Source organism: Isoptericola halotolerans (assembly GCF_045689585.1).
In the GTDB taxonomy this organism is placed as follows: domain Bacteria; phylum Actinomycetota; class Actinomycetes; order Actinomycetales; family Cellulomonadaceae; genus Isoptericola; species Isoptericola halotolerans_B.
Window position 1 is genome coordinate 2564378 of sequence record NZ_CP140108.1, and the last position, 15130, is coordinate 2579507.

General features: G+C 73.9%; 16 protein-coding genes and 3 tRNA genes. 10 read left to right on the forward strand and 9 right to left on the reverse strand.

What is annotated here, in order from left to right; genetic code table 11:
• Positions 1-7: 7 nt before the first annotated feature.
• From UQW22_RS11840 to UQW22_RS11850, 3 genes are all read right to left on the reverse strand, one after another.
• Positions 8-733 carry a lytic polysaccharide monooxygenase gene (locus tag UQW22_RS11840; protein WP_407317173.1) on the reverse strand — a complete coding sequence of 242 codons (726 nt, stop codon included), beginning with the start codon at positions 731-733 and terminating at the stop codon, positions 8-10.
• Between the two features lie 130 nt (positions 734-863).
• Entirely contained in the window at positions 864-1607 is a 744-nt protein-coding gene (locus UQW22_RS11845; RefSeq protein ID WP_407317174.1) for a phosphotransferase, read from the reverse strand.
• Positions 1568-2593, reverse strand: a complete 1026-nt coding sequence (locus tag UQW22_RS11850; RefSeq protein WP_407317175.1) for an EamA family transporter — start codon at positions 2591-2593, stop codon at positions 1568-1570. The genes UQW22_RS11845 and UQW22_RS11850 overlap by 40 nt, the downstream gene beginning before the upstream one ends.
• 38 nt (positions 2594-2631) lie before the next feature.
• On the opposite strand from UQW22_RS11850, the gene UQW22_RS11855 reads away from it, so the two are divergent.
• On the forward strand, positions 2632-3171 hold the full coding sequence (locus UQW22_RS11855) for a CGNR zinc finger domain-containing protein (RefSeq protein WP_407317176.1): 540 nt from the start codon (positions 2632-2634) through the stop codon (positions 3169-3171).
• An 8-nt stretch (positions 3172-3179) separates the two neighbouring features.
• Here the strand turns inward: UQW22_RS11855 and UQW22_RS11860 are convergent, their stop codons facing one another.
• Entirely contained in the window at positions 3180-4148 is a 969-nt protein-coding gene (locus tag UQW22_RS11860) for a class I SAM-dependent methyltransferase (RefSeq protein ID WP_407317177.1), read from the reverse strand.
• 74 nt (positions 4149-4222) lie between these two features.
• Here UQW22_RS11860 and UQW22_RS11865 point away from each other — a divergent pair, with 74 nt between their 5' ends.
• The gene (locus UQW22_RS11865) at positions 4223-5356 is read left to right on the forward strand and encodes a heparan-alpha-glucosaminide N-acetyltransferase domain-containing protein (RefSeq protein WP_407317178.1); all 1134 of its coding nucleotides are present in this window, start codon (positions 4223-4225) and stop codon (positions 5354-5356) included.
• 38 nt (positions 5357-5394) lie between these two features.
• Here the strand turns inward: UQW22_RS11865 and UQW22_RS11870 are convergent, their stop codons facing one another.
• On the reverse strand, positions 5395-6234 hold the full coding sequence (locus UQW22_RS11870; protein ID WP_407317179.1) for a PhzF family phenazine biosynthesis protein: 840 nt from the start codon (positions 6232-6234) through the stop codon (positions 5395-5397).
• Between the two features lie 42 nt (positions 6235-6276).
• Positions 6277-6441, reverse strand: coding sequence for a hypothetical protein (locus UQW22_RS11875; protein ID WP_407317180.1), 165 nt, complete (start codon positions 6439-6441; stop codon positions 6277-6279).
• Between the two features lie 116 nt (positions 6442-6557).
• Between UQW22_RS11875 and UQW22_RS11880 the strand changes: the two genes are divergently transcribed.
• Positions 6558-7454, forward strand: a complete 897-nt coding sequence (locus tag UQW22_RS11880; RefSeq protein ID WP_407320806.1) for a 3-methyladenine DNA glycosylase — start codon at positions 6558-6560, stop codon at positions 7452-7454.
• 20 nt (positions 7455-7474) lie between these two features.
• Here UQW22_RS11880 and UQW22_RS11885 read toward each other — a convergent pair whose 3' ends face one another.
• Positions 7475-8527: an Ltp family lipoprotein gene (locus tag UQW22_RS11885; RefSeq protein ID WP_407317181.1), complete on the reverse strand. Its 1053-nt coding sequence runs from the start codon at positions 8525-8527 to the stop codon at positions 7475-7477.
• Between the two features lie 125 nt (positions 8528-8652).
• On the opposite strand from UQW22_RS11885, the gene UQW22_RS11890 reads away from it, so the two are divergent.
• The 3 genes from UQW22_RS11890 to UQW22_RS11900 are packed head-to-tail and all read left to right on the forward strand — an operon-like array spanning position 8653 to position 11698.
• Entirely contained in the window at positions 8653-9438 is a 786-nt protein-coding gene (locus UQW22_RS11890; protein WP_407317182.1) for a fumarylacetoacetate hydrolase family protein, read from the forward strand.
• A 56-nt stretch (positions 9439-9494) separates the two neighbouring features.
• Positions 9495-10952 (forward strand): glutamate--tRNA ligase, encoded by a 1458-nt coding sequence (gene gltX, locus UQW22_RS11895; protein ID WP_407317183.1) that lies wholly within the window; start codon positions 9495-9497, stop codon positions 10950-10952.
• Positions 10949-11698 carry an HAD family hydrolase gene (locus tag UQW22_RS11900; RefSeq protein ID WP_407317184.1) on the forward strand — a complete coding sequence of 250 codons (750 nt, stop codon included), beginning with the start codon at positions 10949-10951 and terminating at the stop codon, positions 11696-11698. Before gltX ends, UQW22_RS11900 begins: the two co-directional genes overlap by 4 nt.
• Before the next feature lie 4 nt (positions 11699-11702).
• Here the strand turns inward: UQW22_RS11900 and UQW22_RS11905 are convergent, their stop codons facing one another.
• Positions 11703-12794 (reverse strand): YeiH family protein, encoded by a 1092-nt coding sequence (locus UQW22_RS11905; protein ID WP_407317185.1) that lies wholly within the window; start codon positions 12792-12794, stop codon positions 11703-11705.
• A gap of 70 nt (positions 12795-12864) precedes the next feature.
• Between UQW22_RS11905 and UQW22_RS11910 the strand changes: the two genes are divergently transcribed.
• Positions 12865-13761, forward strand: coding sequence for a LysR substrate-binding domain-containing protein (locus tag UQW22_RS11910; protein ID WP_407317186.1), 897 nt, complete (start codon positions 12865-12867; stop codon positions 13759-13761).
• On the opposite strand, the gene UQW22_RS11915 is transcribed toward UQW22_RS11910, so the two are convergent.
• Entirely contained in the window at positions 13730-14494 is a 765-nt protein-coding gene (locus UQW22_RS11915; RefSeq protein ID WP_407317187.1) for a class I SAM-dependent methyltransferase, read from the reverse strand. The genes UQW22_RS11910 and UQW22_RS11915 overlap by 32 nt on opposite strands.
• 211 nt (positions 14495-14705) lie before the next feature.
• Between UQW22_RS11915 and UQW22_RS11920 the strand changes: the two genes are divergently transcribed.
• From UQW22_RS11920 to UQW22_RS11930, 3 genes are all read left to right on the forward strand, one after another.
• Positions 14706-14777, forward strand: a tRNA-Gln gene (locus UQW22_RS11920).
• A gap of 101 nt (positions 14778-14878) precedes the next feature.
• Positions 14879-14951 (forward strand) — tRNA-Glu (locus UQW22_RS11925).
• Between the two features lie 56 nt (positions 14952-15007).
• Positions 15008-15080 (forward strand) — tRNA-Glu (locus tag UQW22_RS11930).
• Positions 15081-15130: the final 50 nt, after the last annotated feature.

Genomic DNA, 15130 nt, shown 5'->3' on the forward strand with positions numbered 1-15130 from the left:
GCCGCGGTCAGCAGGCGCCGAGGTCGCTCCAGACGCCCCACTGGCCGGCGGACGACGGGTCCTCGCCGCGGGTCCACCACTTCGCCTGATAGGTGCGGCCGTCATGGGCGACCTGGTCGCCGTTGAGGTAGACCGCTGCCGGGTCCCAGGCCGCGGCCTGGCAGTCACCGGGTTCCGGGTCCGGCGTCGGGTCGGGGTCGGGGTCCGTGCCTCCCCCGTCGCCGCCGACCGTCACGTCGACGCAGGCGTAGAAGGCCATGGCCGTGTCCGCGACGTTCCACCGGGCGAGGATCGTGTGGTCGCCGGCCGGCAGGCTGTCGAGCGTGTGCTCGACGACGGCTCCGGGTCGCGCGCCGCCGTCGTCGAACGTGCGGTGCAGCACACCGTCCACGAAGTACTCCCAGGTGCTGGTGGCGTGCATCGCGGTGAGCTGCCACCGCATCGTCACCGAGGAGTCGATGGTGGTGCGGGGCCAGGGCTTGCTCTCGTCGTCGAGGATGTCGAAGCCGCTGCCGCCGGAGCACTGCATCGAGCCCTTCGGGGCCTCGACGCTCTGCGGCTCGTACTGCAGACCGCCGCAGTCGAACGACAGGTTGCCGGTGCTGCAGTGGTCCTGGCGGCTGGGTGGGTTGGTGACCCAGCCGTGGGCGGCGGCCGTGGGGGCCACGGCCAGGGGAGCGAGGAGCGCCACCAGCCCGGTGACGGTGGTGACGAGTGCTGTGCGCCATCGCATCGTGCGTCTCCTGTTCGTCAGGTATCTGGACAAATGCGACGGTAGACCGAGGCATGCGATCCGCGCATCAGGGGAAACCGCCGAGGTGCGGACGCCGTCTACGGGATCCCGCGTACCGGCCCCGGGCTCGTCAGCCCAGGATCCAGAGGTTGCGGTAGAACGCGATCCGTCCGGGGTCGGGGGCCACGCCGTACGCCGCGAAGAAGGTCGCCTCGACGTCGCCGGGGTAGTTCCACCCCAGGCTCATGCTCGCGACGGCGAGGTCCGCCCAACGGTCACCCACCCCGAGCGTGCCGAGGTCGACGTGCCCGGCCGGTGCGCCGTCGTCGGCCACCAGCGTGTTGGGCGCGCACGCGTCGCCGTGGCACACCACGAGACGGTCCACGGCGGGGACCGGACCGACCTGGTCGCGCACGGCGTCGTCCAGCCGGGCGGTCCGTTCCTCGGCGCTCCAGGAGAACGGGCACTCGTCCACCGGGAGGGAGTCGTGCAGGGCCCGCAGGCCGGCTCCGATCGCGCGGGCGGCGGTCTCGGGGCGGGCCAGCCAGACGGGGTCGACGGCGGAGCGACCGGGCAGCGCGGCGGTGACGAGCCACGAGCCGCCCTCGTCGTGGCCGCGGCCGAGCACGCGGGGCACGGCGGTGTGGCTCGACGCCCAGGCGAGGCGCTCTGCCTCCGCGTCGAGGTCGAGCTCGGGTGTCCCGGCCGCCACGTGCTTGACGTAGCGGGTGCCGGCGGCGCCCGTGAGCCGGAAGGTCAGCCCGCCGAGCTGGTTGCGCCAGACCGGGGCGACGTCGTCGTCCCCGGCGAGCGCGCGGACGACCGGCGGCACGGTCACGCGCTCGGTCGGGGCGGCGGCGAGGGGGCGGTCCATGCGGTGCATCCTCGCCGACGTCGGACGGCCGCGGCCGGCGCGGCCCGGCGCGCCGCCGCGGCCTCGCCCTGCTGGACGACCACGACGCCGCCGAGCACCAGCACGCCACCCGTGAGCTGGACGGGGCTGGGGAGCTCGTCGAGGAGGAGCCAGGCGAGCAGCACGGCGCTGAGCACCTCGAGCAGGCCCGTGAAGGCGGCGAGCCGGGCCCCGAGCCGGCGCCCCGCGGCGATGCCGGTGACGTACGCGACCCCGGCGGTCACCAGGCCCAGTACGGCGAGCACGCTCCACCACGGCAGCGCGGCGCCGCCGAGCGCGACCGGCTGCGTGGACGCGGCCACCGGCAGCAGGCCGACGGCCGCGAGCAGCCCGAGCACGGCGGCACCCACGGTCAGCCCACCTGCCGCCAGGCTCAGCGGAGGCAGCCCGGTGTCCGCGCGGGCGTTGAGGAGGAAGTAGACCGACGCGCCCACCATGGCCCCCAGGGCCCAGGCGGTCCCGACGACGGAGAGGCGTGCGCCCGCGAGGTCGAGGACCAGCACGAGCCCACCGACCGCGAGCGCGATGCCGCCGAGCGTGGTCCGTGCGGGCCGTTGGCCGTGGCGCAGCCAGAGCCAGACGACGACGGCGACGGGCGCCGAGTACTCGATGAGCAGCGCGGGCCCGACCTGCATGTGCTGCACGGCGACGAAGTAGCAGAACTGCGTGGCCGCGACGCCGAGCGCGCCGTAGACGACGATCAGGCGGGCGTTGCGGCGCACGGCGCCGCGGTCGCCCCGCAGTGCGCGGAGGCCGAGCGGCAGGACGACCAGCGCGCCGGCCGCGACCCGGACGAGCACGACGGCGCCGGGGGTCCACCCGGTGTCGAACAGGGCTCCGGCGAGCGGCCCGGAGAGGCTGAAGCTGACGGCCGAGACGACGGCGAGGATCAGCCCGGTGCTGGTGGCCGGACGTCCGGCGGTGACGTCAGGCGTCATGCGGTCCATGGCTCATGACAGTACGAGAGGGTTGATAACGTGTCAACATGCTCTTCACTCATGACACCGCGGGTGCGCTGCAGTCGGCGACCGAGCTCGTCAACGCCGTCGAGCCGCCCCGCACCGTCACCTCCGTGGCCGACCTGGACCAGTTCTTCGACCGGCACGGGTACACCGGTCGCCACGACCGCACCGCGGCTGAGCTCGCCGACGTCCTCGCCCTCGCGCCCCGCCTGCGCGAGCTGCTGCTGGCCGATCGCGACGACGTCGCCGCGATCGTCAACTCGATGCTGGCCGAGGTCGGCGCCGTGCCGCGCCTGGTCCGCCACGAGCACGAGGACTGGCACCTGCACGCCGTCGACGACGACGCCCCGCTGGCTCACCGGATCCTCGCCGAGACCGCGATGGCGATGGTCGACGTGGTGCGCTCCGGCCAGACCTCCAGGCTCGACGTGTGCGCCGACCCGGGCTGCGACGGCATCGTCCTCGACCTCTCCCGCAACCGGTCGCGGCGGTACTGCTCGACCACCTGCACCAACCGCAACGCCCAGGCCGCGCACCGTGCGCGGCGGGCCGGCCGTGACTGACGGGATCTTCAGGCGCGGGTGAGCACCTCGCCGTGCAGGATCGCGAACCAGCCGTCCGGCGAGTGCGCCCAGGTGAGCCAGTCCTGCGCGAGCTGTTCGAGGGCGACGTCGTCGGCCAGGTTCGACTCGACCGCCTGGACGGCGAAGTTCGACTCCACGCAGCGCTCCGCCCAGAGCTGACCCCACCACTCGCGGTCCGTGGGTGTCGCGTAGCACCACGACGACGCGCTCGGCACGGTCCCGGCGACGTCGAACCCGGCGTCGAGCACCCAGGAGAAGAGCCGGCGCCCGGCGTCCGGCTCGAACCCGTAGGCGTGCGTCACCTCGTGGTAGAGCGTGTTCCACTCGGTCAGGCCCGCCGACTCGGGGTACCAGGCCATGGCCGCGTAGTCCGCGTCGCGCACCGCCACGAGTCCGCCTGGCTTGGCGACGCGCTTCATCTCGCGCAGCGCGGCGACCGGGTCGGACAGGTGCTGCAGGAGCTGGTGTGCGTAGACGACGTCGAAGGTGTCGTCGTCGAACGGGAGCTCGTAGGCGTTGGCCTGCTGGAACCCGACGTTGCCGGCGCCGAGAGCCTCGGCGTGCGAGCGGGCCGCGTCCAGCACCGTCTCGGACGCGTCGACCCCCACGACCTCCCCGCCCGCGACGATGCGGGCGAGGTCGGTGGTGACGGTGCCCGGCCCGCAGCCGACGTCCAGCACGTGCATGTCGTCGCGCAGGTGGGGGAGCAGGAAGCCCGCCGAGTTCTGCGCGGTCCGCGCCCGGTGGGCGCGCAGGACGGACTCGTGGTGCCCGTGCGTGTAGGACTCGGACTCCTGGCTCGGCACCGTCTGGTGGGTGCTCGGAGCCTCGATCGCGTCGGAGAGCGCCGCGCCGTGCGGCTCGTCGGAGGCGCTGCCGTTCGGTCCGTCCGACGGGCTGCCGAAGCTGGGTGCGTCCGGGAACTCGGGTTCGGACTCCATCGACTGATCGCTCATGAGCACAACCTAGTCATCACGCCGCGCCGAGACACCCTGTTCTCACGAGCCGGACGCTGCGGGATCATCGGCGCATGACTTCCGACGACGGCGCCCCCGACGACGGCGCCCCCGCCACGGTCCGGCGTCGCGCACCTCGTCTGCGACGTGCCGGGCGACGCCTGCGGGGCGGGGACCGGCGCGTCGTGGGCGTCGACGTCGCGCGCGGTCTCGCCGTCCTGGGCATGTTCGCGGCCCACGTGGGCGTCGCGGAGGGGTCGACGGCATGGCTCGCGATCGCCGACGGCCGCTCGTCCGTCCTGTTCGCCCTCGTCGCGGGCGTCTCGCTCGGCATCGTCACCGGCGGCGCTCGCCCGCTCGCGGGTGACGCGCTGGTGCACGCCCGGGCACGGCTGCTCGTCCGTGCGGTGCTGCTGCTCGCGCTCGTCGCTCTCCTCGACCTGCTCGGCACCCGCGTGCTCCTGATCCTCGGGTTCTATGCCGGCTACTTCGTGCTGGCGCTGCCGTTCCTGCGCTGGGGTCCCCGCCGTCTGGCGCTGGCCGCCGCCGTGGTGGCCGTCGCGGGACCGCCGCTCGCGTACCGGGGCCCGGAGCTCCTGGTCGACTGCGGGCTCCGGACGCCCCGCGACGGGTCGGGGGCCGTGACGGACTTCCTGCTGACCGGCCACTACCCCGCCGTGGTGTGGATGGCCTACGTCCTCGCCGGGATGGCGATCGGACGCTCCGACCTGGGCTCGGCCCGCGTGCGGGGGTGGCTCGTGCGCGGCGGGCTCGCCGCCACGGCCGTCGGCTACCTCGCGTCGGCCTGGCTGATGGACAGGTTCACGCCGGAGTCGGCCGCGTGGTACCTCTCCCAGGCGGGGCCCCACCACGACACGTTCTTCGAGGTGCTCGGCTCCGGCGGGTTCGCCGCGGCCGTCCTCGGCGGGTGCCTGTACGCCCGACGCGTCGGCGCCTGGGCCCTCGCGCCGCTCGCCGCGGTCGGGTCGATGGCGCTGACGGTGTACTCGCTGCAGATCGTCGCGATCTGGTGGTGGGACCTCGTGGGCTCGACCACCAACGGTCCGTTGCTCCTCCTGGTTCTCGTGACGCTCGTCGCGGCGACCGCCTGGCGAGCCGTGCTCGGACGCGGACCGCTCGAACGCGTGCTCTCCGCCGTCGCGCGGCGCGCCGCCCCGCCGCCGAGGACCGACCGCCCGGCCACCTGAGACGCCGTCACCGGGACCAGACCCGTCGTGTCCCCGCGTCAGAAGGACACGTCGCCGCGCACCGTGGTCGCCGTCGAACCGCCCACCCACACGGTCCCGTCCTCGTCCCGACGCACGTGCACGCGCCCCCGCCGGCCGAGCACCGTGCCCTGCGACGCGACGTAGGCGTCCGGCAGCACGGACCCGGCGAGCCACTCGCCCAGACCGGCGTTCAGAGACCCCGTGACCGGGTCCTCCGGCACGCTGATGCCGGGGACGAACCCGCGCACCTCGACGTCGGCGTCGCACCGACCCGGGGCGTACGGACCGACCACACCGATGTCGAGGCCGCCGAACGCGCCGAAGTCCGGTTCCAGCGCGAGGACCGCGTCGGCGTCCCGCAGCCGCACCGCCACCCAGCCGGGGCCGTTGTCGACCCAGGCGGCGTCGACGACGTCGGTGCGGGCGATCCGCAGGGCGTGCACGATCCGCTCGAGGTCGTCGTCGGCGACCGGCCCCGATCGGAGCAGCGGCGGACCGGCGAACGCGAGCCGGTCGGCCGCCCGGGTCACGGTCACCAGCCCGACCTCGCACTCCTGCACGACGGCGGCCGCCGAGGCTGCCACACCTCCCGCCTCCAGCCACGCGTGGGCCGTGCCGAGCGTCGGGTGCCCGGCGAACGGGAGCTCGCCGCCCGGCGTCCAGATGCGCACGCGGTAGTCGGCACCGGGCTGGGTGGGCCGCAGCAGGAACGTCGTCTCGGACAGGTTCGTCCACCGCGCGAAGGCGGCCATCTGCTCGTCGGTCAGGCCGTCGGCGTCGTGCACGACGGCGACGGGGTTGCCGGAGAGCGGACCGGCGCCGAAGACGTCCACCTGACGGAACGGGAAGGTTGCCATGCCTGGCACCCTAGCCGCGGCGACCGGTCCCGCGGTGCGCTCTCAGCCGGCGTACCGCAGCAGCGTCCACATCAGCGCCGACAGGCCCACGAGCAGCCCGACGGCCGGGCCGTGCTGCTGGATCCAGGTGTCCTGGGGCACGTGCGGCGTGGGCTTGACGCCGTCCTGTTCCGGCTCGAGGTCCGACTGCGTCCCGATGGTGGCCATGGTCACCACCTCCCGTCCCTTCGATCATACGTCTCGCCGCCTACCCTGGCCGGGTGACAGGTCCCGCCCCCACCGCCCCCGAGCGAGCCGCCGAGCGTGCGCCCGGTGGCGGCGTCGTGCCCGCGTGGCCGGGCCGGGCCGCGGCCCACGCGGCGCGCGCGGACGCCCTGACGGCCGTCTGGCGGGCGGCTCGCGACCGGAGCGAGAAGCACGCGATCGAGGACTTCCTGTTCACCTACTACCCCACCCGGGTGAGCCACCTGCGCCGCTGGCACCCGGGTGCCGGTCGTGTGCTGGCGGACGCGCGCGAGCACGCGTCCTGGCGGTGGTACAGCACCGTGGTGCTGCCCGACGGTGCCTCCGGTGCCACGCTCGACGTCGCGGCGTTCCTCGCCGACCGCGGCGACGCGGTGCGGTACGTGCGTGCGCTGGTCGGCGCGACGGCGGCCCGTGCGGGGACGTTCGGCTGCTTCGGCCTGCACGAGTGGGCGATGGTCTACCGCGACGCGGCGGCCGGGCGCGACCAGCGCCACCCCCTGCCCCTGCGCCTCGGGCACGACGGGACGGACGCCGTGGTGGAGTCGCACCGGGTCGGGTGCTCGCACGTCGACGCCTACCGGTTCTTCACCCCGGAGGCCCGCGAGGTCAACCAGCTGCGTCCGACCCGCGAGCGCCAGGTCGCGATGGAGCAGCCGGGATGTCTGCACGCGAACATGGACCTGTACAAGTGGGCGCTGAAGCTGGGCCCGGCGGTGCCTGGCGAGCTCCTGCTGGACGCCTTCGAGCTGGCGCGCGACATCCGGTACACCGACATGGCGGCGTCCCCGTACGACGTCTCGTCGTACGGCGTCGAGGCGGTGGCGATCGAGACGTCGGCGGGCAAGGCGGAGTACGTGCGCCGCCAGCGAGGCCTCGCCGTGCGCGCACAGGTGCTGCGCGCCCGGCTGCTCGACGTGTGCGACACGGTGCTGGCCGGTACGGTGCCGGCCGGCACCGTACCGGCCGGCGCGTAGCGCTCAGCCCCGGGGACGGCTCACAGTCCTGCCGCGTCGGCCCCGTGCTCGGCCTGCTCGGTGGTGAACCCCTCGAACTCCAGCTGTCCGATGAGCCCGGAGCGGGAGAACGACGTGTGCTCGAGGTAGGACGCGGCGCTCAGGGCGGCCTGCTCCATCCAGTCGGCGTCGAGGGTGTCGACGCCGTGCTCGGCCTGCTTGGTGGTGAACCCCTCGTACTCGAGCTGCTCGACCAGCCCGGACTGCGAGAAGGCCGTGTAGTCCAGGTAGGACGCGGCGCTCAGGGCGGCCTGCTCCCTCCAGTCCACCTCGACGGCGCCGACCGCGTACTCGGCGTCCGTGGTCGAGAACCCCTCGTACTCGAGCTGCTCGACCAGCCCGGACTTCGAGAAAGCCGTGTAGTCCAGGTAGGACCGTGCGCTCTCGCGGGCGTTCTGCTGTCCGGCGCTCTCGTCCGGAAGGGCCTCCTCCTCGGCCGGCTCCACCGGCTCGTCCTCCGCCACCTCGGCCTCGGCGGGCGCCTCCTCGGTGATCCCGTCGACGACCTCGTCCGAGGTCAGTGCCTCCAGCTCCTCCGGGTCGACCCCGGCCTCCTCGAGGCTCTGCTCGAGCGCCGCGGTCTGCTCGTCGACGGCCGTGGACACGAAGGAGGCGGTCGCCACGGAGACGACGATCGAGAGCACGATCGCCAGCGCGGACAGCACGGTGCCGACGATCGCCATCGCCTTGCCGCCGGCGGTGCCCTTGGCGGCCTTCACGGCACCGACGATGCCCAGCGCGACACCGACCAGACCGATGACGACCGACCCGACGTTGAGGAACGGGATCCAGCAGCCGAGCAGGGCGACGATGCCGAGGACGAGCGCCGTGATCGCCAGGCCCTTGCGCTCGGACGCCGGCCGCGGCTGCTGCGGGCCGTACTGGCCGGGCATCGGCGGCTGCCCGGGAGGCGGCGTGGGGTAGCCGGGGTGGGGCGGGCCGGCCACCGGCGCTGCCGGGGCGCCGTCGGTGTACGGGGCGGGTGCGGGAGGCGGGGTCGGCGGGGTCGGTGCGTCGAACGAGGGCGTGCTCATGCGGGGTCCTTCGTCGGGGGATGGAAACGCTGCAGGCTACCGGCCCCCCGCCCGGCACCGGCCGATCGGCGCGGGTGAAATGTCGGTATCCGGGTGCCGGTCCGTGGTCCGGTTAGCCTGGACCCGTGCGCATCGCGAGATTCACCACCGGCGACGACCCCCGCTTCGCCTTCGTGCAGACCGAGGGGGACACCACCTACCTGGCCGTGCTGAGCGGCGACCCGCTCTCCATGCCGGCCATGCCGACGGGGGAGCGGATCGAGCTCGGCGACGGCGTCCGGCTGCTCGCGCCGGTGATACCGCGCTCCAAGGTCGTGGCCGTGGGCCGCAACTACCTGGACCACGTCCGCGAGATGGGTGGCGAGCCCCCGACGGCGCCGCTGCTCTTCCTCAAGCCCAACACGTCCGTCGTCGGCCCCGACGACCCCGTCGTGCTGCCCGACTGGACCCGCGAGGTCTCGTACGAGGCCGAGCTCGCCGTCGTCGTGTCGCGCGTGTGCAAGGACGTCGAGCCGGAGAACGCCCGGGCCTACGTGCTGGGCTACACCGTGGCCAACGACGTCACCGCCCGCGACGCCCAGCGCACCGACGACCAGTGGGCGCGCGCCAAGGGGTTCGACACCTCCTGCCCGCTGGGGCCCTGGATCGAGACCGACCTGGACGTCGAGGACGTCGGGGTGCGCTCGCGCGTCAACGGCGAGCTCAAGCAGGACGGGCGGACCAGCGAGATGATCTTCGACGTCGACCACCTGGTCTCGTACGCCTCGAAGGCGATGACGCTGCTGCCCGGTGACGTGCTGCTCACCGGCACGCCCGCAGGCGTCGGCGGCATCGACCACGGCGACCGTGTCGAGTGCGAGGTCGAGGGGATCGGCGTGCTCGCCAACCCCGTGGTGCGCCGCGAGGTCTGATCTCCTGTGCTGCCGGGCCCCGTGAGCGTGCGCCGTCGGGCCACTACCCTGGACCCGTGAATGTCGCTGCAGGTACTACCACCTCCTCCCCGGTCCGTGTCCGCTTCGCCCCGTCCCCCACGGGCATGTTCCACGTGGGCGGCGCGCGTTCCGCGCTGTTCAACTGGGCCGTGGCCAAGCAGACCGGCGGCACGTTCGTGCTGCGGATCGAGGACACCGACGCCTCGCGCAACAAGCCCGAGTGGGTGGACGGGATCCTCGCCGCGCACGCCGCGCTCGGCATGCACGCCGACGACCCGACGTTCGAGGGGCCGTACTTCCAGTCGGCCAACGTCCAGAAGCACCGCGACGCCGCCGCCCGGCTGCTCGAGGCCGGGCGCGCCTACTACTGCGACTGCACGCGCGACGACGTCGCCGCCCGGACCGGGAACCCGCACTCCGGCTACGACGGTCACTGCCGCGACCGCGGCCTCGAGCAGGCTCCGGGCCGTGCGCTGCGCTTCCGCACGCCGGACGACGGCGAGACCCGCGTCGTCGACCTGATCCGCGGCAACCCGGTCTTCCCGAACGACGCCATGGAGGACTTCGTCGTCGCGCGCGGCGACGGGTCCCCGGTGTTCCTGCTCGCCAACGTCGTCGACGACCTGGACGAGGGCATCACCCACGTCATCCGTGGCGAGGAGCACCTGTCGAACACCCCCAAGCAGCAGCTGCTGTGGGCCGCGCTGGGCGCCGAGCCGCCCGTGTGGGCGCACCTGCCCGTCATCGTCAACGAGAAGCGGCAGAAGCTCTCCAAGCGCCGTGACAAGGTGGCGCTCGAGGACTACCTCGCTGAGGGCTACCTGCCCGCCGCGATGGTCAACTACCTCATGCTGCTCGGCTGGGCGCCGGGCAACGACGACGAGATCCTGCCGTTCGACGAGATGATCTCCCGGTTCCGCATCGAGGACGTCAACTCCGCCTCGGCGTTCTTCGACCTCAAGAAGCTCGCCGCGTTCAACGGCGAGTACATCCGGGCGCTCGGGGTGGACGAGTTCGTCGCCGCGGTGGGGCCGTGGCTGCGCCCCCCGCACGCCCCGTGGGCCGAGGAGCAGTTCGACGCCGCGGCGTTCGCCGCCGTCGCACCGCTCGCGCAGTCGCGGGTCGCGCTGCTCAGCGACATCACCGACAACGTCGACTTCCTGTTCCTGGACGCCCCGGCCGAGGACGAGAGGTCCTGGAACAAGGCCATGAAGCCCGGCGCCGTCGAGCTGCTCACCGAGGTGCGGGCCGTCCTCGCGGACCTCGAGCCGTGGGAGGCGGAGCCGCTCAAGGACGCGGTGGCCACCACGGGCGAGCGGCACGGTCTCAAGCTGGGCAAGGCGCAGGCGCCGGTGCGGGTGGCGGTGACCGGCCGCACGATCGGCCTGCCGCTCTTCGAGTCGCTCGAGGTGCTCGGCCGCGAGCGCACCCTCGGCCGCATCGACGCCGCCCTGGCCCGCCTCGCCGAGAACCCGCCGGCAGCCGCCTCGTGACGGCGTTCGGCGCCGTCGGCGCGCGGGTGGACGGCGTCCTGCTCGACGTGGACGACACCCTGGTCGACACCCGGGCGGCGTTCTCCACGGCGCTCGCGGCGGTCGCGCGGGCGCACCTGCCCGGCGACGTCGACCACGCCGCGGTGCTCGACCACTGGCGGTCCGACCCGGCCGGGCACTACGCGCGCTTCACCCGGGGGGAGACCGACGCCCGCACGCAGCGTCGGCTCCGCGCGGACCTGCTGCACCGCACCTTCGGCGGTGCGCCGGTCGGCGAGGACGCCTTCGACGCCTGGGACGACCTGTTCTGGGGCACGTTCGAGCGGTCGTGGCGGGCGTTCGACGACGCCGCGGCGTTCGTGAAGCAGCTGCGGGCGGCCGGGATCGCCGTGGGCGTGGTGACGAACGCGGCCGTCGAGCTGCAGGAGCGCAAGCTGGCCGCCGCCGGGCTGGACGTGCCGGTGCTGGTCGGCGTCGACACCCTCGGCTACGGCAAGCCGCACCCGGACGTCTTCGTCGAGGGCGCCCGTCGGCTCGGGACGCTCCCGCCGCGGACGGCGTACGTGGGCGACGAGCCGACGACGGACGCCCGCGCCGCCCACGAGGCCGGGCTGCTCGGCGTGTGGCTCGATCGGCCCGGTGCCCGTCGTGCGGACGAGCGTCACGTCGACGCCGACGCGCTGCGGGCGGCGGGGATGGTCGTCGCCCCCGGCCTGGACGAGGTCGGCGGCGCGCTGGTCGGCTGACCGGTCAGGTCAGCACCAGGACGGCGGTCAGGCTGGTCCCGGTGACCACGACGGCGGAGCACGCCCCGAGCACCAGGGGCCGCCGACCGGTGCGCAGCAGGGTGGGCAGGTCGACGCCGAGTCCGAGGGCGAACATCGCCGCGACGAAGGCCGTCGTCGTGACGTTCGCCGCGCCGTCGAGGACGTACGGCGGGACGACCCCGAGGCTGCGCAGACCGACGGCGACGAGGAACCCCACCACGAAGCCGGGTACCGGCGCCGGGCGGCGGGCGGCCCCGCCGTCTCCCGGCAGCGGTGCTGTCGGGGCGACCCGGCGGGCCCGGACAGCACCGACCACGGCCACCAGGGGAGCCAGGAGCACCACCCGGGCGAGCTTGGACACTGTCGCCGTGGCCAGCGCGGCCGTCCCGGCCAGGGTCCCGGCTGCCGCGACCACCTGGGCGACCTCCTGGACGCTCGCTCCCATCCACAGACCCGCCTGGGCGGCGCTCAGACCCAGCAGTCCGGCCAGCCACGGCAGGATGACGACGGCCGCCGTGCCGTACAGGGCGACGAGTGCCAGTGCGGTCGCGACCGACGCGGCGCGTCGGGCCTGGAGCGCGGGTGTCGAGCGTGCCGGGGCGCGGTCGAGCACGCCGGTCATGGCCGAGACGGCGGCCGCTCCGCAGATCGAGAACCCGGTGGCGACAAGGAGCGTCGTGTCGCGGGTGACCCCCAGTCGTCGTCCGAGCAGCAGCGTGGCGGCGAAGGTCACCACCACGGTGGTGGCCACGACGGTCAGGCCGCGCCAGCCCAGGCCCAGGACGTCGCCGACCGAGAGCTGGAGGCCGAGCAGCACGACCCCGGCCCGCAGCACGTGCCGCGCGGTCCAGGCGATCCCGGGGGCGGTGGCCTCGAGCAGTCGTGCCGGACGGGTCGCGCCGTCCGGCCGTCGACGGGCCCGGGCACCCAGGAAGGAGCCGAGGAGCGAGCCGATGAGCAGTGCGAGCACGAGCGGGGACAGGGCGGGTGCGGCGACGAGCAGGACGGGTGCGGCGACGAGCAGGACGGCGGTCGCGGACCCGGCGAGAGCCATACCTGGCAGGAGGCGTGTCATGGTGTCCACCCTGGGCCCCGACGTGATGGTCCGGTAGGCCGAGGTGGGGATCCATCCATAGACTCCTGCTATGGCCACCACGTCTCTGACCACGCTCGAGCTCCTCGTCGCGGTGGACACCCACGGCTCGATCAGCGCGGCCGCCCGCGCCCTCGCGGTCGCCCAGCCCACGGCGTCGGCCGGTCTGCGACGACTCGAGCGGCGCCTCGGCCTCGACCTCGTCGCCCGGGGCGCTCGCGGGACGGCGCTCACGCCGACGGGTCAGGCGGTCGCCGGGTGGGCGCGGGACGTCGTCGCGGCGTCCGACCGCTTCGAGGCGGCGGTCGTGGGGCTGCGCGCCGGGCCGACGACGGCGCTGCGGGTAGCCGCCAGCCTGACGGTCGCGGAGTACCTCGTGCCGCGCTGGCTGGCCCTCATCGCCGCCCAGGAGGGCCCGGCGGACGTCGAGCTGGTGGTGCGCAACTCCAGCGACGTCATGGAGATGGTGCTGGCGGGGGACGCCGGGCTGGGGTTCGTCGAGAGCCTCGGTGTGCGACGAGGGCTCCGCAGCCGGACCGTCGCGCACGACGAGCTCGTCGCCGTCGTCGCCCCCGGCCACCCGTGGGCCCGACGGCGTGCGGTGGGCCCGAGCGAGCTGCTCGGCGGGCGCCTCGTCCTGCGGGAGGCCGGCTCCGGGACGCGGGAGATCCTCGAACGCGCCCTGGCGTCCGTGGGAGAGGAGATCCCCGGCCACCTGCCGACGCTGGGGTCGACGTCCGCTCTCAAGGCGGCGGTGCAGCACGGCGGCCAGGTGGCGGTGCTGTCGGGGCTGACCGTGGCCGACGACGTCGCGGCCGGTCGCCTCGTCGCCGTACCCGTCGACGGCGTGGACCTGACCCGGCGGCTGCGGGTCGTCTGGCGCGACGGTTCCACGCCGTCGGCCACGGCCCGGCGGCTCAGCGCCGTCGCGCTCGGTATGCCGTCGTGATGTACGGCATGGCGATCGCGCGGGTCCCGGCGAGGTCGGGGTGTGTCACCACGAGGTCGTCGACCCGCTGCAGGAGCTGCTCGCGCTGTTCGGGCGAGACGGTCAGCAGGTAGCTGCGCGTCCCTGCCAGCGCCCGCAGGTCCGCGGTGGCCAGGTGCTGCAGCCAGCGGAACTCCGCGGCCTCGGCCTCGTCGAAGCTCTCGTCCAGGGCGGGTGGGCGGGCGCTCTGGTCGCCGTCCGGGGCGAGCGTGTCGCCGGTGTGCAGGATCTCGCCGAAGCGGCCGACCCAGTCGATGCGTTCGTCCCGGTCGTTCGAGACGACGGCGAGGGTGCCGCCCGGGCGCAGGACCCGTGCGATCTCGGGGACCGCACGCGGCAGGTCGAACCAGTGCCACGCCTGGGCGACGGTCACGGCGTCGACCGACGCGTCCGGCAGCGGGACGTCCTCCGCGGTGCCGACGTGCGCCTCGACCTCGGGCAGCGCGGCGGTCAGCTCGTCCAGCATCGGCCGGGAGGCGTCGACGGCGACGACGTGGTGGCCGTGGTCGGCCAGCCGCTGCGTGAGCAGCCCGGTGCCGGCGGCCAGGTCGAGGACCCGGGCCTGCTGCTGGGGGACCATCCAGTCGACGGCGTCGGCCGGGTACGAGGGGCGCACGCGGGCGTAGACGTCGGCCCTGGTGGAGAAGGAGGCGGCGCGGTCGGAGTGCGAGTGCGGGTCGGGCGTCGACGGCATGGCAGCAGGGTCCCACGGGACGGCCGTGCGCGTCAGCACGGGTAGCCCGCCGCGGTGCCCGGCGGAGCCGAGGCATGGCTGGTGGGACGTGACGAAGGGCACCGAGGAACCGGTTTGGATCCGGGCGGTCGGTCCGGTAATGTTTCGGGTCGTTGGGCCGTACGGGTTCCACCGGTGAAAGCCGGATATGTCCCGCCAGGTCCACATACCATGGGGTATGGTGTAATTGGCAGCACGAGTGGTTCTGGTCCACTTAGTCTAGGTTCGAGTCCTGGTACCCCAGCGTGATGCTCGGCATCACGTCCGACCAACGTTCATCGGTGATCGGCGTGCGCTAGAGTTCTCACCGGCGAATCGGTGCCTGACGGCTCCGAGGAACCTCAGGCCCCCATCGTCTAGCGGCCTAGGACGCCGCCCTCTCACGGCGGTAACACGGGTTCAAATCCCGTTGGGGGTACGCAGCGGTCCGTCCGGCGGACCGATGTACCGGCTCCGGTGACGGAGCCACGTCCGGCCCCCATCGTCTAGCGGCCTAGGACGCCGCCCTCTCACGGCGGTAACACGGGTTCAAATCCCGTTGGGGGTACAGCGAGCGAAGGCCCGGTCCACGTGGACCGGGCCTTTCTGCTGTCTCGA